Origin of the sequence: Streptomyces sp. NPDC127119 (genome assembly GCF_042677425.1) — a bacterium.
Classification (GTDB): domain Bacteria; phylum Actinomycetota; class Actinomycetes; order Streptomycetales; family Streptomycetaceae; genus Streptomyces.
Window position 1 is genome coordinate 37,693 of the sequence record NZ_JBHXTO010000035.1, and the last position, 17,982, is coordinate 55,674.

Genomic DNA, 17,982 nt, shown 5'->3' on the forward strand with positions numbered 1-17,982 from the left:
CCGGGAGGCGGCCCCGTGAGCCCGGACCCCATCCCCGTACGCCTCGACGGTCTTCGGTTCCGGTCCGAACCGGCCGCGCTGTACCGGGAGTTGCGGCGGGAGTTCGGCGCGGTGGCCCCGGTGCTGCTCGACGCGGACATCCCGGCGTGGCTCGTCCTCGGCTACCGGGAGCTGCACCAGGTCACCGGGGACGCCGGGCTGTTCAGCCGTGACTCCGGGCTCTGGAACCAGTGGGAGCGCGTCCCCGACGACTGGCCGCTGCTGCCGATGATCGGGCGTGGGCACTCCTCCGTCCTGCACACCGTCGGCGAACGCCATCGCGCGCGCGTGGCGGTGATCGGCGGCGCACTCGAAGCCGTCGACCCCTTCGAACTGCGCGCCCGCGCCGAGCGGATCGCCGACGAACTGATCGACGCGGTGTGCGCCGACGGCACGACGGACCTCGTCGCGCACTACGCGGACCTGCTCCCCGTACGGGTCCTCGCCGGCCTCTACGGATTCGCCGACGAGCAGGGGCCGGGCCTCGTCGCCGCGCTCAACGACATGGTCGACGGGCGCGAGGACGCCCTCGCGGGGCAGTTGCACGTGGCCGCGTGCATGGCGCGGCTGGTGGCGGACCGGGCGGTGCGGCCCGCGGACGACGTGGTCAGCCGCATGCTCGCCTCCGGGCGTACGGCGGCGGGCCCCGCGCTGACGCACGAGGAGATCGCCAAGGACCTCATCGTCATGCTGACCGCGGGCCAGCAGCCGACCGCGGGATGGATCGGCAACTCGCTGCGGCTGATGCTGACGGACGCGCGGTTCGCCGCCTCGCTGTTCGGCGGGCGGCGCAGTGTCGCCGAGGCCATGAACGAGGTGCTGTGGGAGGACACCCCCACCCAGGCCGTGGCCGGCCGCTGGGCGTCCCGCGACGCGCGGCTCGGCGGGCGGGCCGTCCGCGCCGGGGATCTGCTGCTGCTCGGTGTCCAGGCCGCGAACCACGATCCGCAGATACGTACGCACGGCACGGCCCTGACCGGCGGGAACAGCGCGCACTTCTCCTTCGGGCACGGGGAGCACCGGTGTCCGTTCCCGGCGCAGGAGATCGCGGAGGTGGTCGCGCGCACGGCGATCGAGGTGGTCCTGGACCGCCTCCCCGACCTGGACCTGGCGATCCCCACGGCGTCCTTGACCCGCCGCCCCTCCCCCTGGCTGGGCAGCCTGACCACATTGCCGGTCCACTTCACGCCGACGGCGCCGCGGGGCACCTAGGGGCGCGGGGAACTGCGCAGACGGGGGCGAGGGGGCGGAGCCCCCATGCAGTGACGGGGAGGGTAGGGGCGGCGGGGGCGAAAACCCGCCACTCCGAGCCCCGGGGGTGTCTCATCCGACGGACGACGTTTCACCCAGGTTTCCGGGAACGGCTACGCTCCCGTTGTGGCTGATATCCAGATCCCCGCAGACCTCAAGCCCGCCGACGGCCGTTTCGGCGCGGGCCCCTCCAAGGTGCGAACGGAGTCGCTCAGCGCGCTCGCCGCAACCGGCACGTCCCTGATGGGCACATCCCACCGCCAGGCCCCGGTCAAGAACCTCGTGGGGAAGGTCCGCGAGGGTGTGAGCAACCTCTTCTCGCTCCCCGAGGGATACGAGGTCGTCCTCGGCAACGGCGGCTCCACCGCGTTCTGGGACGTGGCGACCCACGGACTGATCGAGAACAAGTCGCAGCACCTGACGTTCGGCGAGTTCTCGTCGAAGTTCGCCAAGGCCGCCAAGCTGGCGCCGTGGCTGGCCGACCCGGACGTCATCACCTCCGAGCCGGGTACGCACCCGGAGGCGGTGGCCCAGTCCGGCGTGGACGTCTACGCCCTCACCCACAACGAGACCTCCACCGGTGTCGCCGCCCCCATCAAGCGGGTCGCGAACGCCGACGACGGCTCCCTCGTCCTCGTGGACGCCACCTCCGGCGCGGGCGGCCTCCCGGTCGACATCGCGGAGACGGACGTCTACTACTTCGCCCCGCAGAAGTCGTTCGCGGCGGACGGCGGCCTGTGGATCGGCATCTTCTCCCCGGCCGCGATCGAGCGCGCGGAGCGCATCCACGCGAGCGGGCGCCACGTACCGGAGTTCTTCTCGCTCCCCACGGCGATCGACAACTCCCGCAAGAACCAGACGTACAACACCCCGGCGCTCGCGACCCTCTTCCTGCTGAACGACCAGCTGGAGTGGATCAACGGCCAGGGCGGCCTGGACTGGTCGGTCGGCCGCACGGCCGCCTCCTCGCAGACGCTCTACGGCTGGGCGGAGGACGTCAAGTACGCGAACCCGTTCGTCACCGACCCGGCCAAGCGCTCGCAGGTCATCGGCACGATCGACTTCTCGGACGACGTCGACGCGTCTGCCGTCGCCAAGGTCCTGCGCGCCAACGGCATCGTCGACACCGAGCCCTACCGCAAGCTCGGCCGCAACCAGCTCCGCGTGGCGATGTTCCCGGCGATCGACCCGTCGGACGTCGAGGCCCTGACGAAGTGCATCGACTACGTGATCGAGAAGCTCTGACCTTCTCCGCGTAGAACTTCTCGCGTAGAACTTCTCGTACGCCGATGGGGGCGCCCGGACAACACCGGGCGCCCCCATCATCTGTCCGGGGACGGGTTCTTGAGCCGCTCAGCGCCGGTGCGGCGCGTAGTAGGTGCTGATCCAGACCAGACCGGTGCGGCTCACCGCGACCATCGCCACCTCCGCCCCCGCGCCGAAGTAGTACGTGCGGCTGCCTGCGCACTGGTCCAGTGCGCTGGTGACCGCCGCGGCATCGGTATTGCGGATCTTGGCAGTGGCCTCGGTGAGATAGCCGTCGACGAGGCTGCGTATCCGCTGCTCGCCCGCTTCCCCCGACAGATCGCCCGTATTGAGGGGCAGGTGCTTGAGGGCGTGCTCGACGACCACCTGCGGGCTGCCGAAGGTGAGCTTCCCCGATTGCTGTTTCAGTGTCTCGGCGAAGGGGAGGCTGTGGGCAGCCCAGACGCTCTCGTCTCCGATGTGCAGGGGCTGCGCCATGCCCGCCGCCTCCAGCGCCACGCGGTACCGCCTCAACAGCTCCGGCTGGTCACCGCCGGACACGTACGTGTTCTGCGGCAGCGACTGACCGACGGCCAGGTACGCGGCTTGCGCGTGCACGAAGTCCGCGCAGGTGGTGGGTTTTTGTTCTACGGCGAATGCATCGGCATCCTGAAGGATCTTTTGGGCGCCGAGGTAGACGCCCATCTTCGTGGCACCATCCCAGTGGCGCAGGAGACGGATCTTGTCGCTCACGTCGGTGTACTGCGCGGCGGTTCCACCGAGCGCCTTGTACACCGTCTGCATCTGCTGCGCCAGCCACCCGTTGGTCACCACCCGCTTCTTGTGCAGGACATTGACGTCGCCGCCCACCATGGCCGCGAAGTCATCGGAAGCTCGCTGCGAGTCCAGGAATGCCGGGTGCGCCGAGAAGCTGTCCTTCTCCCACTGCACCAGCCAGTACGGTGCCCCGGGCTTGAAGTTTGCTTTCAGGCGTACCAGTTCTTGGTTGAGCTCCTCCCATGGCATGAGCTGTCCCCCTTCGTGTCGTGTCGTCGAAGGTGCTGTGAAGGCGTCAGCGTGGCACGGAAGCTGTCATACCGGGACACGTCAGGGTGGCGTAATCGCGCTGCGCCAGTCAGCCGACGCGCATGGCCAGGACTGCCGGGCGGACGGGGGCAGTCCTCTGCCTGCCTGCAGCCACGCGGAACGGCCTAGCCGAGATGCCGCAGGAACGCGTGCCAGCTCTCGCGCGAGACGGTGAGCAGGGGGCTGTCCGATTCCGGCTGCTTGCTGTCGCGGACCGCTCGACCGCCGACGGCCGTGTCGGCGACCTCGACGCAGGCGTTCTCCGCGCCCGAGTACGACGACTTCCAGAAGGGGCTTATGACCTCGGTCACGATCATTCTTCCTTCATGCTCCGGATGAGTCGCGCGCTCATCGCCGCTGCCAGTCCGCTAGCAGAACTGTTGCAGAAACGCGTGCCAGCTCTCGCGGGAGACGGTGAGGAGAGAGGCGTCCGGTTCCGGCTGCTTGCTGTCGCGGACCGCTCGACCGCCGACGGCCGTGTCGGCGACCTCGACGCAGTTGCTCTCCGCTCCTGAGTACGACGACTTACGGAAGGGGCCTATGGCCTCGGGCACGATGCGTCTTCCTTACAAGCTCCGCAGTACGCCCCGGATGAGCTTCGCGCTCGCGTCCGGCGCCAGTGCCGACGATCGTAGTAGGTCGTACATATTGGCGTAAGCGGCAAGGTCTTCCGGGTCCTCAAGGACCGATGTACCTCTCAGGTTCTCCAGGGCCACGGCTTGAACCGCGGGTTCGGTGTCGAAGCTGAAAGTAGAGAAGGCCGAAGTGACGGTCGCGAGCGCTCCCATGTTGAACGGGAGCACCTGCACGGTGACGTTCTTCCTCTTGGCCACCGCAAGGACAGCCGAGAGCTGCTGCTGGTGCACTTCGAGGCTCACCAGAGGGTGGGTGATCACCGCTTCCCAGATGACGGCGGAGTACGTCGCTCCGCCCTCCTCGATCTTCGCCTGGCGGGCCTCCCGCACCTCGATCAACTGGGCGACGCGTTCGGGGTCCATGTGAGCGGGGCTCGTCCGGATGACTGCCTCGGTGTAGGCCGGAGTTTGCAAGAGTCCCGGCACCAGCACCTGCTGCCATTCCTGGATGTAGGTCGCGTCGTCCTCAAGGGCGATGTGATCCATGTAGTCCGGCCGCAGATGCGCGGAGTGCTCAAGCCACCATCCTCGGTTCTTGGAGCGCTTGGCCAACTCCTCCAATTTGGAGCGCACTTCCGGGTCCCCGACTCCGTACGCATCCAGCAGCAGGCGCACTTCGATGACGCGAGCGGTGACGTGCCCCGTCTCAACACGGCTGATCCTGGCCTGACTTGCCGCAATCACCTCGGCCGCCTGCGGCTGGTCGAGCTTCGCGGCGAGCCGGTACTGCCTGAGCGCCGTGCCCAAACGCCTGCTGCGCACTGTCGGCCGTCCACCTGCGGGCATGAGGCCTCCCCTCTCCTTTCGTAACGATGCCACACAGATCACCGCTCCTTGGCACGCGTCACTCGATCGAGTGGACGAGTGAATGTATTCAGTTGAGCGCGTTGCTAACAGCCGGAATTTGACCGTAGCTTCATGAAGGCGTCGTCACGCCAACCACCTTGACGCAACGTCAGAACGGGATCCCCATGCCCATTTCCGAGACCTTCCACATCCCCCGCCACAAAAGCCACATCCCCACCGCCCGCCAACGCGTCCGCAGGACACTCGTGGGCTGGGGCATCACCGGTGAACTCGCCGACGCAGTCACCCTGTCGGCGAACGAACTCGCCACCAACGCCGTGACGCACTGCCGGGTGTCCTGCGCCCGCATCCGGATCACGCTCACGCTCGACGGACCGGAGTTGGTCCTGGAGGTCTCCGACCCGGACAGGGACGGGCTCCCCCGCCCGCGCGACTCGGCCCCGGACCAGGAGAGCGGACGCGGCCTCGCGCTGGTGGCGGCGTCGGCCGACTCCTGGGGGTACCGGCAGGACCCGTACACGAAGTGCGTATGGGCCCGGTTCACGCTCGCGCAGAAGCAGGCGGGGGCCCGTGTTCCGGTTCCTTCGTGACACGGTCGCCCGCCTGCGCTGCCGACCGTGTCCCCGCCGTCCCGAGGCCGACGACTGGGACCTCGCGCGCGAGGTGAGAGCGCCGGACCCCTACGTGTGGCGACTCCCCAGCGCCCACGACGCCCGCTGGCGCCGCTGGTCCAGACGCCATCGGCTGACCGGCTGCTACCCGCCGTTGCTGCCGGAGGAAGCCTGCTGGAAGCCACCGACCCTCTTCCGGACTCCACCCCCGCAGGCCGAGGACGACATGGTCCGGCTGTACGTGCTCAGGCGCTGAAGGTCGGGGCCGAGGCAGTCGGCGAAGGCTCGGCGGTGGCCCGGACTACCGGGAGGCCGCCGCAGGGCGGGACTTGTAGAAGGACTCCTCCAAGTAGGCGACCGCGTGCGGCTGGTACGGCTCCTCCAAGTACGCCGCCTCGTCCTCGTCGAGTTCGACGTCCACCGCGGCGATCGCGTCGGCCAGTTGGGCCGGCCTGGTGACCCCGACGATGGGCGAGGTCACCGCCGGGTTGCGCATGACCCAGGCCAGGGCGACCTGGGCCGCGGACAGACCCCGTTTGCCCGCGATCTCGTGGACGCGCTCGGCCACCGCCTGGTCCCCGTCGCGGTAGAGGATCTTGCCGCCCTCGTCGGTCTCGGCACGCGCCGTGGCGGTGTCCCTGGCCCGCGTCAGCCTGCCCCGCGCCAGCGGGCTCCACGGGATCACGCCGATTCCCTGGTCGGCGCAGAGCGGGAGCATCTCGCGCTCGGCCTCACGGTGGATGAGGTTGTAGTGGTCCTGCATCGACACGAACCGCGTCCAGCCGTTCAGGTCGGCCAGGAACAGGGCCTTGGCGAACTGCCAGGCGTACATGGAGGAGGCTCCGATGTAGCGGACCTTCCCGGACCTGACCGCGTCGTGCAGCGCCTCAAGGGTTTCCTCGATCGGGGTGTCGTAGTCCCAGCGGTGGATCTGGTACAGGTCGATGTAGTCGGTCCCCAGCCGCTTCAGCGAGGCGTCGAGCTCGGCGAAGATCGCCTTGCGGGACAGCCCGGCACCGTTCGGGCCGGGACGCATGCGCATCCAGACCTTGGTGGAGAGAACGACCTCCTCGCGCCGGGCGAAGTCCTTGACCGCCTGGCCGACGATCTCCTCACTGCTCCCGGCGCTGTACCCGTTGGCCGTGTCGAGGAAGTTGACGCCGGCGTCGAGGGCCTGCTTGATGATCTCCCGGCCGGCGTCCGCGCCCAGGGACCAGGGCTCGCCGCCCCGGTCCGGCTCGCCGAAGCTCATGCAGCCGAGGGTGAGGGCGGAGACTTCCAGTCCGGTCGTTCCGAGCTTGATGTATCGCATGCTGCGGAACCTAGGAGTCGAAGTGCACTCCAACGCAAACACGTCCCGGTCCGGTCCGGTCCGGTCCGGAATTCGGAGGCCCCCGTCATGCCCCCGGATCCCCCTCCAGGGGCAGGCACTCGGCGAGCAGGTCGACGACGTCGCGCCAGGCTCGCCGCGCGTGCCGCGGGTGGTGGCCGACGCCGGGGACCACGGGGTGGTCGACCGGCGGATGGTGGAAGGCATGCAGGGCGCCGCCGTAGACCGTGAGGCGCCAGTCGACGCCCGCGGCCTGCATCTCGGCGGTGAACGCCTCGCGTTGCGCGGGCGGCATGATCGGGTCTTCCGACCCGACCCCGGCCCACACCGGGCAGCGAATGCGCGCCGCCTCGCCCGGCCGGCCCGTGGTGGTCGCGTTGACGGTCCCGATCGCGCGCAGGTTGACGCCGTCGCGCCCGAGTTCCAGCGCGACGGCGCCCCCGGTGCCGTAGCCGACGGCGGCGATCCGGTCGGGGTCGGTCCGCGGTTCGGCGCGCAACACGTCGAGCGCCGCATGGCCGATGCCCCGCATCCGCTCGGGATCGGCGAGCAGCGGCAGGCAACGGGCCAGCATCTCCTCGGGGTCGCTCACATAGCGCCCGCCGTGGAGGTCGAAGGCCAGCGCCACGTATCCCAGCTCGGCGAGCGCGTCGGCCCGGCGGCGCTCGACGTCGCTGAGCCCCGTACCCTCCGGTCCGAGCAGCACCGCGGGCCGCCGGTCGGCACCGGCCGGAAGCGCGAGGTGCCCGGTCATCGTCAGACCGTCGGCCGGGTACTCGACCGTACGCGTCGCAATCGTCGCCGTCCCCGGCGTCCCCGCCATCCCTGCCATCCCTGCCATGCCCGTCGTCGCCGTCGTCGCCGTCGTCGCCGTCATGGGACTGGAATGTAGTGATCGTCGAGCCCGGTCCGGCCGCTGTTCTGCTGCTGGCAGAGCGGCACGGGCATCCCCATGGGGCCGGGTGGCCGACGCGGCGTGCGGATCGGTGACCGCCGCGCCACGCACCTCGACCACCCGGCCCCTCAGCTACTGCCGTCGGATTCCGCGGAACTCAGGTCGCCGTGCAGCTCACGCTCGGCACACCCCCGCCCCCCGGCGCTCCCCCGAACCCGAACGTCGCCGAACCGCCCACCGCCACAGCCCCGTTGTGGTCGGCGTTCGTGGCCGTCACGGTCGCGGAGCTCTGGGTGTACGACGCGTTCCACATGCTCGTGACCTTCTGGGTGCCGGGCCAGGTCCAGGTCGTCTTCCAGGACTTGAGCGCGGTCGTACCGGAGTTGGTCACCTTCACCTCGGCGTTGAAGCCGCCGCCCCAGTCGCTGCTCACGGTGTACGCGGCGGTGCAGGCGGCCGTGCCGCCTCCCGGGTCACCGGGGTCGCCGGGATCGCTTCCGCCGCCCTCCGCCGGGAAGCCCGGCGCCTTCACGCTCGCCAGGTAGCCGTCCTTCACCGTGTCCACGGTCGTCCAGTCGTCCTTCAGGATGCCGCCCGTGTCACCGGAGTTGGGGTTCCACGACCAGAAGGTCCAGGAGATGCTGTCGGCGCCGTACGTGCCGGTCGGGCGGAGGTAGCTCACCAGCGCCGCGAGCCACTTCTGGTCGACGGTCGACTGGAGTGTCGTACCGAACTCGCCGACCCACACCGGCGCGATGTTCTGTTTGAAGATGTAGCCCCAGTACTTGTCCCAGACGCCCGGCATGTTGGCGGGGAACGTCGGATCGCTGAACCAGCTCTGCTGGGCCACGCTGGTGGCGTAGTCATGGGCGGAGTAGACGACCCGGTTGGCCACGTTCAGCTGTACGGGGTACTGCGCGACCCCCATCAGATTGCCGCCCCACCAGCCCGACACGCCGTCGACGGTCTGCACGCCCTCCACGAAGATCAGCAGCTCGGAGTTGACGGACAGGACCGCGTTCCCGGCGCGCTGGGCGGCGAGCCGCCAGTCCCTCGTCGTGTCACCGCAGCCCCAACAGGCCGGATCGTGCGGCTCGTTGTGCAGGTCGATGCCGATCACGGTCGGGTTGCCCTTGTAGCGGGTGGCCAGGGCCTTGAGGTTGGTGATCCACGTCGTCTCGGGGACCGCCGCGGTGTACCAGAGCGCGGACTGGCCGCCCGCGTCCGGCCGGTGCCGGTCCAGGATGACCTTGAGGCCGTCCTGACCCGCGTACGCCACGAGCTTGTCGATGATCTGGAGCGGCGAGAGCCCTTGGAGGTCGGCGTTCTTGCCGCCGGAGAAGTCGATGCTGTTGGCGACGGCACCGCTCTTGAGGATGTCGTCGCTGTAGGGCAGCCGGATGGCGTTGTACCCGAGCGACTTCATCTGGTCGATCATGCTCTTGTAGTCGCGGGCCCAGAGTCCGTGGACGGCGTTGTTGGACGTCTCGAACCCGAACCAGTTGATGCCGGCGATCCGTACCGGCTGTCCTGCGGCGTCCAGGATCTGCCGTCCGCTGGTGTGCCAGTAACCGGCTCCGGGGGCGGCGGCCGTATCCGCGTGCGCGGCCTGAACACCGGTCAGCGGTAGCAGGAGCGCCACGACGGCAGCACCCAGCGCTCTTCGCAAGCTGCGAAACATGTCGCTGCTTCCTCTCGGGGGAGATCGGGAAGGCGCGGGCCCGGAACGCCGGTGGGAGCGCTCCCACCGCACCGCGCTCCCCCATGGAAGACATTCCGCGTGGACACGTCAAGGAGTCGTGCGGCATTCGGGACACTTGAGGTCCCGAACACCGCAGGACACCACACGACGCCGCACGCAGCCGAACGCACCGCACGACGCGTACGGCTTCACCTGTCCCAGTCACTTCACTTGCTGAGCTTCTGGAACCTCCGTACCGCCAGCGGAACGAAGACCAGCGTCAGGACCACCGGCCACACGGCCGCCATCAGCAGCGCGTGCCGCTCGACCCAGGTGTCACCGCCGCCCACCGGCGTACCGAACAGTTCGCGGGTGGCCGCGGCCGTCGACGAGATCGGGTTCCACGCGGCCACATGGCCCAGCCAGTCGGGCATCAACTGCGGTGCGACGAAGATGCTGGAGATCATCGTCAGCGGGAACGCGACCGCGAACAGGCCGCCCGCCGCCTCCGGGTTGGGCACGAGCAGGCCAAGCCACACCCCGAGCCAGATCAGCGCGAACCGCAGCCACACCAGCAGCCCGAACGCCCCCAGGAAGGCGAAGCCGCCGTCCGGCCGCCAGCCCATGGCCAGCGCGGTGAGCATCAGGATCGTCAGCTCGGCGCAGGCCACGATCAGATCGGTGACCCCGCGCCCGGAGACGACGGCGGACGGCGACATCGGCATGGAGCGGAAGCGGTCGATGACGCCCTTCGTGGAGTCGTGCACGACGAGCGTGGCCGTGTTGATGAACCCGAAGGCCATCGTCATCACGAACATGCCCGGCATCAGGAAGTCCCGGTAGTCGCCGCCGCCCGGAACCTGCATCGCGCTGCCGAAGACGTACCCGTACAGCAGCACGGACAGGATCGGAAAGCCCAACTGCCAGGCGATGTTGATGGGTTGGCGCTGGTAGTGGGTGAGTCCGCGCCGAACGACGTTCCAGCAGTCGGCGAGTGCCCAGTAGGTACGGCCGCGATCGCGAAGCACCTGCGCCCCGGCCACCCCGGCCACCTCGGCCACCTCGTTCAAGCCGCTCATGCCGCGATCTCCTTCGTGTCGGCGTCGGTGCCGGCGGCCGTGCGGTGGCCGGTCAGGCGCAGGAACACGTCGTCGAGGCTGGGCCTGCGCAGTCCGATGTCCTCCACACGCACCCCCTCGTCCTGCAGGGTCCGCGCCACCTCGGTGAGCGCGGCAACCCTGTCGGTCACGGGCGCGTGCACCCTCAACTCGGTCTCGTCCGCATCCGGTTCGCCGTCCGACACGCGGGCGACGACCTTCACCGCCCGCGCGATGTCGGCCCGCTCGGCGACGACGACCTCGATCCGGTCACCGCCCACCCTGCTCTTCAGGCCGTCCGGGGTGTCGTCGGCGATGGCCCGCCCCTGATCGATCACGGTGATGCGCGAGGCGAGCCTGTCGGCCTCCTCCAGGTACTGCGTGGTCAGCAGCACGGTGGTGCCACCGGACACCAACGCCCGTACGGAGTCCCACACTTCGCCCCGCCCGCGCGGGTCGAGCCCGGTCGTGGGCTCGTCCAGGAACAGCACGGCCGGGGTGAGGATCATCGACGCGGCGAGGTCGAGGCGCCGCCGCATGCCGCCGCTGTACTGGCCGACGCCCTGGCCCGCCGCGTCGGTGAGGGCGAACTGCTCCAGCAGTTCCGTCGCCCGCAGCCGCGCCCGGCGCCCGCCCAGATGGAACAGCCGCCCGAACATCTCCAGGTTCTGCCGGCCGGTCAGCACCTCGTCCAGGGCCGCGTACTGGCCGGTGAGCCCGATCCGCGCCCGCACCTCCCGGCGCTGCGAGGCCACGTCGAGACCGGCCACCCGCGCACTTCCCCCGTCCAGCCGGACCAGCGTGGAGAGGATGCGGACGGCGGTGGTCTTGCCCGCGCCGTTCGGCCCGAGCAGGCCGTGCACCGTGCCCTTCCTTACGGCGAGGTCGAAGCCGTCGAGGGCGCGCTTCTCCCCGTACCTCTTTTCCAGCCCCTCGGCCCGTACCGCGTAATCGCTCGCACTCACACCCACAGCACTCCTCCACCCGTGACGTTCGCCGGAGTTCGCCAAACTGAGTACACCGTACCCTTTTCAGAGTACGCCGTACTCAGTTTTTTCGAGGGGGCCTATCCTGAGGCACATGACAAGCGGCTCGGGCGGAATGGACACCAGCGGCAGCGGAGACATCGTCCGCACGCTCCACCTGCTGTGGGACACGGGCCCGCGTCCCAGCCGCGGGCCCAAGCCCGGTCTCAGCCTCGACCGGATCGTGGAGGCGGCCGTCCGGGTCGCGGACGCGGAAGGGCTGGAGGCGGTGTCGATGCGCCGGCTCTCCACGGAGCTGGGCACCGGCACGATGTCGCTGTACCGGTACGTCCCCGGCAAGGGTGAACTGCTCGACCTGATGCTGGACCGCGTCCAGCGCACGGACGACGACCCGTCCGTATTCGGCGACGACTGGCGCTCGGCCCTGGAGGCCCTGGGCCGCGAGAACCTCGCCCTCTACCGGCGCCACCCGTGGCTGCTGAAGGCCAACCAGTCCCGTCCGGTGCTCGGCCCCAGCGCCGTCGACGGCATGGAGAAGGTGATCTCCCGCATCAAGCCGATGGGCCTGAGCGACCCGGAGCTGGTCTCGGCGGTCGTCCTGATCGACTCGTACGTCACCGGGGCCGCCCGCACCCAGCTGTACGCGCAGGAGGCCGAGCGCACGACCGGCCTGACGGACGCGGAGTTCTGGGCCGCCCAGTACCCGGTCCTGGAAAAGGCCATGGCCAGCGGCCGCTACCCCGTGATGGCCGCACTCTCGGAGGACTCCTTCGGCGCGGACTTCGACCACTTCGAATTCGGCCTCCAAAGAATCCTGGACGGCCTGGCCACGCTGGTAGCCAACCGCCGAGCCAACACCTGAGGGGTCGCGAAAGCCCCCAAGGGGCGCGGGGAGCGCGCAATCTCTTGTCTTTCTGGGGCGCCCCCGGCCAACCCGCGCCCGCGCAGACGGTGCGGACGGTAGTGCGTCGGGTGCGGGCCGGTGGGGGCCGTTCGCGCAGTTCCCCGCGCCCCTAAAACAGCGGGGGCCGACGTTTCGATGTCATCGCTCCCGCGCTCCCACGCCCCTGAAAGTGAGGGCTGGCGTTTCGATGTCATCGCTCCCGCGCCCCTCAAAGCAAGGGGTCGGCGTATGGACGTTTCCTGGGGGCGCGGGGAACTGCGCGGTTCACCCCAACGAACCCGCACCCTCCCAGCCCCCTCACCCCCACTCCCCAAGGGGCGCGGGGAACTGCGCGACCAGCCCCCACCGGCCCGCACCCAACACTCCACACCCACACCCTCGCCCCGGCCTCAGCCCCCTAAAACCACCCTGAAACCCCGCTGAAGGCGCCCTCCCGCAACCTCTGCGGCATGACCCCGACCACACAGCACCCCCTGGCCATCGCGGCCGAAGGACTCCGCAAGTCCTACGGCGACAAGGTCGTGCTCGACGGCATCGACCTCGCCGTGCCGCCCGGCACCGTCTTCTCCCTGCTCGGCCCGAACGGGGCCGGCAAGACCACCGCCGTGAAGATCCTCTCCACCCTCATCACCGCGGACGCGGGCGAAGTGCGGGTCGGCGGGCACGACCTGGCCACCGACCCGCATGCGGTGAGGGCCGCGATCGGCGTAACCGGCCAGTTCTCCGCCGTCGACGGCCTGATCACCGGCGAGGAGAACATGCTGCTCATGGCGGACCTGCACCACCTGCCCAAGCAGGAAGGCCGCCGGACCGCCGCCGAGCTGCTTGAACGTTTCGACCTCGCCGAGGCCGCCAAGAAGCCCGCCTCCACCTACTCCGGCGGCATGAAACGCCGCCTCGACATCGCCATGACCCTCGTCGGCAGCCCTCGGATCATCTTCCTCGACGAACCCACCACCGGCCTCGACCCCCGCTCCCGCCACACCATGTGGGGAATCATCCGCGAACTCGTCACCACCGGCGTCACCGTCTTCCTCACCACCCAGTACCTGGAAGAGGCCGACCAGCTCGCCGACCGCATCGCCGTCCTCAACAACGGCCGCATCGCGGCGGAGGGAAGCGCCGAGGAGCTGAAGCGGCTCATCCCCGGCGGGCACGTACGGCTCCGTTTCACCGACCCCGGCGCCTACCGGTCCGCCGCCTCCGCGCTGCGCGAAGCCGCCCGCGACGACGAGGCGCTCGCGCTGCAGATCCCCAGCGACGGCAGCCAGCGCGAGCTGCGTTCCATCCTCGACTGGCTGGACTCCGCGGGCGTCGAGGCGGACGAACTCACCGTGCACACCCCCGACCTCGACGACGTCTTCTTCGCCCTGACAGGCGACACCACCGTCCCCAACCAAACCGACGACCAGGTCGCCGATCAGGCCGCCGATCAGGCCGACCAGATCAAGGAGAACGTCCGATGAGCACCCTCTCCTTCGCCGTCCGCGATTCGAAGACCATGCTGTGGCGCAACCTCCGGCACGTACGCCGCTATCCCTCCATGACCCTCAACCTGCTGCTCACGCCGATCATGCTGCTGCTCCTCTTCGTGTACGTCTTCGGAGGCGCGATGAGCGCGGGCATCGGCGCCGGCGCCGACCGCTCCGACTACATCGCGTACGTCGTCCCCGGCCTCCTGATGATGACCGTCGGCAGCACGGTGATCGGCGCAGCGATCTCCGTGTCGATGGACATGACCGAGGGCCTCATCGCCCGCTTCCGCACGATGGCGGTCTACCGCGGCTCCGTGCTCATCGGGCACGTGGTCGGCAGTGTGCTGCAGGTGCTCGCGAGCCTGGTCCTCGTCAGTGCCGTCGCCGTGGCCATCGGCTTCCGGTCCACGGACGCCACGGCCGTGGAGTGGCTGGCCGCGTTCGGACTGATCTCACTGTTCGCCCTGGCGCTGACCTGGATCGCGGTCGGCATGGGCATGGCCAGTCCGAACCCCGAGGCCGCCAGCAACATGGCGACGCCGCTGATCCTGCTGCCGCTCGTCTCCAGCGCGTTCATCCCGGCCGACACCATGCCGGGCTGGTTCCGGCCGATCGCCGAGTACCAGCCCTTCACCCCGGCCACCGAGACGCTGCGCGGGCTGCTGCTCGGCACCGAGATCGGCCACAACGGGTGGATCGCGGTCGCCTGGTGCGTAGGCCTGACCGTGCTCGGCTACCGCTGGTCGACGGCGCGGTTCAACCGCGATCCCGACTGACGGCCATGACCGTGCGGGCCGCCTCCCGCAACTCGTCGCGCCCCAGGGCGGCGTACTCCGACACCGCGTCGGCGTACGCCGCCCCGTCGGCTTCCCCGGCCGCCCGCCGGGCGCGCTCCGCCGACATCGTCGGCTGGTAGTCGCGCAGCACCCGCAGCCGTTCCGCCAGCGCCACCATCCGTACGGCCGAGGCGTCCGCCGAGGCGAGCCCCGCCACGCCGAGGGCGTGCAGCACCGTCCCGGACACGGGGAGGTCCAGGGGTGAGCCGGCCGGAGCGGAGAGCATGGTCCGCAGTCCCTGCCGGAGCCGGGTGACGGGTTCCGCGACGAGTTCGAGGCGGCCGGCGTACGCGTGCGCGGTCACCGCCGCCGACTGCAGTTGCAGCACCCACCGGTCCAGGAAGGGATCGCCGCCGTGTGTCGGGCCGGCGCCGGTCACCCCGTCCAGGGCGCCGCGCCACAGGCCGAGCCCGACCTCCGTCAGTCCGCGGGCGAGCGCGATCTCGGCGCGGGCACCGAGGTCGGCGCTGTAGGAGTCGTCGTTGCGCGTGATGCCGACGGCCTCCGCCTGCCGCAGCCAGTGCTCGGCCTCGTCGGGGTCGCCGCGCTGCAGACAGGCGAGGACCAGGCCGCCGCGTACGCCGATGGAGTCGTGCGTGTCGCCGAGCCGAGGCAGTGCCTCCAGCGCCGCCTTGAGGTGCCCGTACGCGGCGTCCCCCCGCTCCGACTGCAGGTACAGCTCGCTCAGCCGGGCGTGGCCCAGGACCTGGAGGAACGGGTTGTCGACCGGCGCCAGCGCTTCGATGATCCGGCGGGCCGAGGCGAGCGCGCGGTCGATGTCGTGCTCGTACTCCCAGACGTAGGTGGCGGCGCACTCGGCGACACCGGCGAGCAGCGGCTGCTCGTCGGCGCACAGTTCCCGCAGTACGTCGTAGTCGGGGGGCCGCATCGCCGGGACCGCGCTCAGCACCACGGCGATGGCCCGGAGCAGTGTGTCCGGCGGGGCCGCGGGGAGCCGCCGCAGGGTGACGAGCTGGCGTACGGCGACAGGGCCGTACCCCATGAACAGGCTCACCGTGCACAACACCGCCGCCGCGCGGGCGACTTCGACGTATGCGGGCTCGGGACGGTAGTGCGACAGGGGCGGGCCGGTGTCGGCGGCGAGGGCGGCGAGGCGCGGGTAGCTGGAGCCGGTGGACCACAGGGCGGTCAGGACGGCGGTGAGGGCGGCGAGGGTGGGGCCGTCGTCGCGGGCGAGGGCGTACCGCAGGGCCGCTACGAGGTTGTCCTGCTCGGTCCTGATCAGCTCCCAGGCGGTGCGTGGTTCCGGGCCGAAGATCCAGTCGTGGTACGTGACTCCGAAGTCCCGTGCCCAGGTGAGGAACCGGCCGACGGCCATCTCCTCCTCGCCCGCCTCGGCGCACCGGGCCGCGCTGAACTCCCGTACGGTCTCCAGCATTCCGAAGCGCACGCCGACCGGGGTGTCGGTGACGGTGAGCAGCGACTGCCCGGCCAGTTGCTCCAGCAGGAGCAGCGGGTCCTCGCCGAGGACCCGCTCGACTGCTTCGCCGGAGAATCCGCCGGGGAAGACGGACAGCGTGCGCAGCGCGGCCCTGGCCTCCTCGTCGAGCAGGTTCCAGCTCCAGTCGACGACGGCGTGGAGGGTGCGGTGGCGTTCGGGCACGTTCCGGGCCCCGCCGCGCAGGAGCGCGAAGCGGTCGCCGAGGCGGCGGGCTATCTCCTGGACCGACAGGACGCGTACCCGTGCGGCGGCGAGTTCCACGGCGAGCGGCAGTCCGTCGAGGTGGCGGCACAGCTCGGCCACGGCGTCCGGCGGCAGCTGCACACCGGGCCGGGCGGCCCGCGCCCGCTGGGTGAACAGTTCCGCCGAGGTGTCGGGCCCGAGTTCCGGCAGCGCGTACACGGCCTCCGACGTGAGGCCCAGCGGGGCCCGGCTGGTGACGAGGACCCGCAGGTCCTTCGACGACGACACCAGGGCCTGTACGAGGCCGGCGGCGCCCCGGACGACCTGTTCGCAGTTGTCGAGGACCAGCAGGGCGGGTCCCGGGCCGAGCACGCCGAGGACGCCGGACACCGGGTCGGCCGCGGTGTGGGCGGCCATGGCGCCGTGCCGGCCCTCGCCCGCGCCGAGCGCGGAGGCCACCTCGGCCGTCACGTCCTCGTCCGCGGTGACGCCGGCGAGCGGCACGAAGTACACGACGCGCTGCTCCGCCCGGCGGCTGACGGCGTGCGCGAGCCGGGTCTTGCCGAGGCCGCCGGGGCCGACGACGGTGACGGCGCGGGAGGTCTCCAGCAGCCGCCCCACCGCCGCGATGTCCTCGTCGCGCCCCAGCAGCTGGTTCGGCTCGTGCGGCACACCGTGCCGGACCACGGGAGCCTCGCCGCGCAGCAACTCCCGCTGTACGGACCTGAGTCCGGCGCCCGGTTCCGTACCCAACCGGTCGCGCAGGTCGCGGCGGTAGGCCTCGTACCGGACCAGGGCGGCGGACGGGCCCGCCGTCGCCGCTTCGCCGCGCAGCAGTTCGGCGAGCACCTCCTCGTCGCGCGGATGTTCCGCGGCGGCCACGGCCAGCGGTCCTGCGGCCTCCGCGTGGCGTCCGAGGCGGGCGAGCGCGAGGGCCTGCGCGCGGACGAGGGTGCCGTGGACGGGGGCGCGTTCGGCACGCAGCGCGGCCACGGGGTCGTCGGGGTCGCCGTCCCGGTCCGGGGTGCCCGGCCACAGCGCGAGCCCGGCCCCGGCGGCGGCCAGTGACGCCGCGTGGTCCCCGGCCCTGGCCCGTTCGGCGCTCGCGGCGGCGTGCAGCAGCAGGGCGGAGCTGTCCACCTGGTCCTCGGCGAGGCCGAGCCGGTAGCCGGTCGGGGTGCTGACGACGAGGTCGGCGCCCAGCAGCGCCCGCGCCCTGGACACGAGGACCTGCAGCGCCTTTCCCGGCCGTTCCGGCAGTTCGTCCGGCCGCCACAGCCCGGCCACCAGGCGCTCGGTGCCGCAGCCCGTGCGCGGGTCGCCCGCGAGGAGCGCGAGGAGGGCGCGCAGGCGGGGCGCGGTGACCTCCTGCCCGCGACAGGCGACACGCGGCAGCAGGATCAGGTCGATGGTCACGCGTGCACAGTAGCCAAGGCGGGCCCGCCGGAGCCCCGGCCGC

17 protein-coding genes are annotated in these 17,982 nt (G+C 70.7%); 7 read left to right on the top strand and 10 right to left on the bottom strand.

The genetic code is table 11. The features are described from left to right. Positions 1-15: 15 nt before the first annotated feature. Positions 16-1,251: a cytochrome P450 gene (locus tag ACFVH5_RS17885; RefSeq protein ID WP_384806454.1), complete on the top strand. Its 1,236-nt coding sequence runs from the start codon at positions 16-18 to the stop codon at positions 1,249-1,251. A 165-nt stretch (positions 1,252-1,416) separates the two neighbouring features. Next, a complete protein-coding gene (serC, locus tag ACFVH5_RS17890; RefSeq protein ID WP_385834626.1) occupies positions 1,417-2,535 on the top strand; it encodes a phosphoserine transaminase in 1,119 nt (372 codons plus the stop codon). A gap of 108 nt (positions 2,536-2,643) precedes the next feature. Here serC and ACFVH5_RS17895 read toward each other — a convergent pair whose 3' ends face one another. The 4 genes from ACFVH5_RS17895 to ACFVH5_RS17910 form a co-directional block, all read right to left on the bottom strand. Further along, the gene (locus ACFVH5_RS17895; RefSeq protein WP_385834627.1) at positions 2,644-3,561 is read right to left on the bottom strand and encodes a hypothetical protein; all 918 of its coding nucleotides are present in this window, start codon (positions 3,559-3,561) and stop codon (positions 2,644-2,646) included. A 185-nt stretch (positions 3,562-3,746) separates the two neighbouring features. Further along, positions 3,747-3,932 carry a DUF397 domain-containing protein gene (locus ACFVH5_RS17900; RefSeq protein ID WP_385834628.1) on the bottom strand — a complete coding sequence of 62 codons (186 nt, stop codon included), beginning with the start codon at positions 3,930-3,932 and terminating at the stop codon, positions 3,747-3,749. 57 nt (positions 3,933-3,989) lie between these two features. Continuing rightward, complete coding sequence (locus tag ACFVH5_RS17905) at positions 3,990-4,175, bottom strand: DUF397 domain-containing protein (protein ID WP_384806462.1); 186 nt, start codon at positions 4,173-4,175, stop codon at positions 3,990-3,992. Between the two features lie 12 nt (positions 4,176-4,187). Further along, on the bottom strand, positions 4,188-5,042 hold the full coding sequence (locus ACFVH5_RS17910) for a helix-turn-helix domain-containing protein (protein WP_385834629.1): 855 nt from the start codon (positions 5,040-5,042) through the stop codon (positions 4,188-4,190). A 185-nt stretch (positions 5,043-5,227) separates the two neighbouring features. Between ACFVH5_RS17910 and ACFVH5_RS17915 the strand changes: the two genes are divergently transcribed. Both ACFVH5_RS17915 and ACFVH5_RS17920 read left to right on the top strand, forming a co-directional pair. Beyond that, positions 5,228-5,653 carry an ATP-binding protein gene (locus ACFVH5_RS17915; protein ID WP_385834630.1) on the top strand — a complete coding sequence of 142 codons (426 nt, stop codon included), beginning with the start codon at positions 5,228-5,230 and terminating at the stop codon, positions 5,651-5,653. Continuing rightward, on the top strand, positions 5,634-5,930 hold the full coding sequence (locus ACFVH5_RS17920; protein ID WP_385834631.1) for a hypothetical protein: 297 nt from the start codon (positions 5,634-5,636) through the stop codon (positions 5,928-5,930). The genes ACFVH5_RS17915 and ACFVH5_RS17920 overlap by 20 nt, the downstream gene beginning before the upstream one ends. A gap of 45 nt (positions 5,931-5,975) precedes the next feature. Here ACFVH5_RS17920 and ACFVH5_RS17925 read toward each other — a convergent pair whose 3' ends face one another. The 5 genes from ACFVH5_RS17925 to ACFVH5_RS17945 all read right to left on the bottom strand — a co-directional run bounded on the left by ACFVH5_RS17925 (position 5,976) and on the right by ACFVH5_RS17945 (position 11,642). Beyond that, positions 5,976-6,986 (bottom strand): aldo/keto reductase, encoded by a 1,011-nt coding sequence (locus ACFVH5_RS17925; protein ID WP_385834632.1) that lies wholly within the window; start codon positions 6,984-6,986, stop codon positions 5,976-5,978. 85 nt (positions 6,987-7,071) lie between these two features. After that, on the bottom strand, positions 7,072-7,827 hold the full coding sequence (locus ACFVH5_RS17930) for a dienelactone hydrolase family protein (RefSeq protein WP_385834664.1): 756 nt from the start codon (positions 7,825-7,827) through the stop codon (positions 7,072-7,074). Positions 7,828-8,056: 229 nt separating this feature from the next. After that, complete coding sequence (locus ACFVH5_RS17935) at positions 8,057-9,580, bottom strand: cellulase family glycosylhydrolase (protein WP_385834633.1); 1,524 nt, start codon at positions 9,578-9,580, stop codon at positions 8,057-8,059. 227 nt (positions 9,581-9,807) lie between these two features. Further along, positions 9,808-10,659 (bottom strand): ABC transporter permease, encoded by an 852-nt coding sequence (locus tag ACFVH5_RS17940; protein ID WP_385834634.1) that lies wholly within the window; start codon positions 10,657-10,659, stop codon positions 9,808-9,810. After that, the gene (locus tag ACFVH5_RS17945; protein ID WP_385834635.1) at positions 10,656-11,642 is read right to left on the bottom strand and encodes an ATP-binding cassette domain-containing protein; all 987 of its coding nucleotides are present in this window, start codon (positions 11,640-11,642) and stop codon (positions 10,656-10,658) included. Before ACFVH5_RS17945 ends, ACFVH5_RS17940 begins: the two co-directional genes overlap by 4 nt. A gap of 115 nt (positions 11,643-11,757) precedes the next feature. On the opposite strand from ACFVH5_RS17945, the gene ACFVH5_RS17950 reads away from it, so the two are divergent. The 3 genes from ACFVH5_RS17950 to ACFVH5_RS17960 all read left to right on the top strand — a co-directional run bounded on the left by ACFVH5_RS17950 (position 11,758) and on the right by ACFVH5_RS17960 (position 14,818). Further along, the gene (locus ACFVH5_RS17950) at positions 11,758-12,525 is read left to right on the top strand and encodes a TetR/AcrR family transcriptional regulator (RefSeq protein WP_385834636.1); all 768 of its coding nucleotides are present in this window, start codon (positions 11,758-11,760) and stop codon (positions 12,523-12,525) included. 491 nt (positions 12,526-13,016) lie between these two features. Continuing rightward, complete coding sequence (locus tag ACFVH5_RS17955; RefSeq protein WP_385834638.1) at positions 13,017-14,033, top strand: ATP-binding cassette domain-containing protein; 1,017 nt, start codon at positions 13,017-13,019, stop codon at positions 14,031-14,033. Further along, on the top strand, positions 14,030-14,818 hold the full coding sequence (locus ACFVH5_RS17960; RefSeq protein WP_385834639.1) for an ABC transporter permease: 789 nt from the start codon (positions 14,030-14,032) through the stop codon (positions 14,816-14,818). Before ACFVH5_RS17955 ends, ACFVH5_RS17960 begins: the two co-directional genes overlap by 4 nt. Here ACFVH5_RS17960 and ACFVH5_RS17965 read toward each other — a convergent pair. Next, the gene (locus ACFVH5_RS17965; RefSeq protein WP_385834640.1) at positions 14,799-17,939 is read right to left on the bottom strand and encodes an ATP-binding protein; all 3,141 of its coding nucleotides are present in this window, start codon (positions 17,937-17,939) and stop codon (positions 14,799-14,801) included. The two genes, ACFVH5_RS17960 and ACFVH5_RS17965, sit on opposite strands and share 20 nt — an antisense overlap. Between the last annotated feature and the right edge of the window lie 43 nt (positions 17,940-17,982).

Excerpts from the sequence above, each read along its gene's own strand:
- ACFVH5_RS17940 (WP_385834634.1), bottom strand. The coding sequence starts at position 10,659 with ATGAGCGGCTTGAACGAGGTGGCCGAGGTGGCCGGGGTGGCCGGGGCG.
- ACFVH5_RS17915 (WP_385834630.1), top strand. The coding sequence starts at position 5,228 with ATGCCCATTTCCGAGACCTTCCACATCCCCCGCCACAAAAGCCACATC.
- ACFVH5_RS17950 (WP_385834636.1), top strand. The coding sequence starts at position 11,758 with ATGACAAGCGGCTCGGGCGGAATGGACACCAGCGGCAGCGGAGACATC.
- ACFVH5_RS17960 (WP_385834639.1), top strand. The coding sequence starts at position 14,030 with ATGAGCACCCTCTCCTTCGCCGTCCGCGATTCGAAGACCATGCTGTGG.
- ACFVH5_RS17895 (WP_385834627.1), bottom strand. The coding sequence starts at position 3,561 with ATGCCATGGGAGGAGCTCAACCAAGAACTGGTACGCCTGAAAGCAAAC.
- ACFVH5_RS17935 (WP_385834633.1), bottom strand. The coding sequence starts at position 9,580 with ATGTTTCGCAGCTTGCGAAGAGCGCTGGGTGCTGCCGTCGTGGCGCTC.
- ACFVH5_RS17955 (WP_385834638.1), top strand. The coding sequence starts at position 13,017 with ATGACCCCGACCACACAGCACCCCCTGGCCATCGCGGCCGAAGGACTC.
- ACFVH5_RS17930 (WP_385834664.1), bottom strand. The coding sequence starts at position 7,827 with ATGGCGGGGACGCCGGGGACGGCGACGATTGCGACGCGTACGGTCGAG.
- ACFVH5_RS17925 (WP_385834632.1), bottom strand. The coding sequence starts at position 6,986 with ATGCGATACATCAAGCTCGGAACGACCGGACTGGAAGTCTCCGCCCTC.
- ACFVH5_RS17910 (WP_385834629.1), bottom strand. The coding sequence starts at position 5,042 with ATGCCCGCAGGTGGACGGCCGACAGTGCGCAGCAGGCGTTTGGGCACG.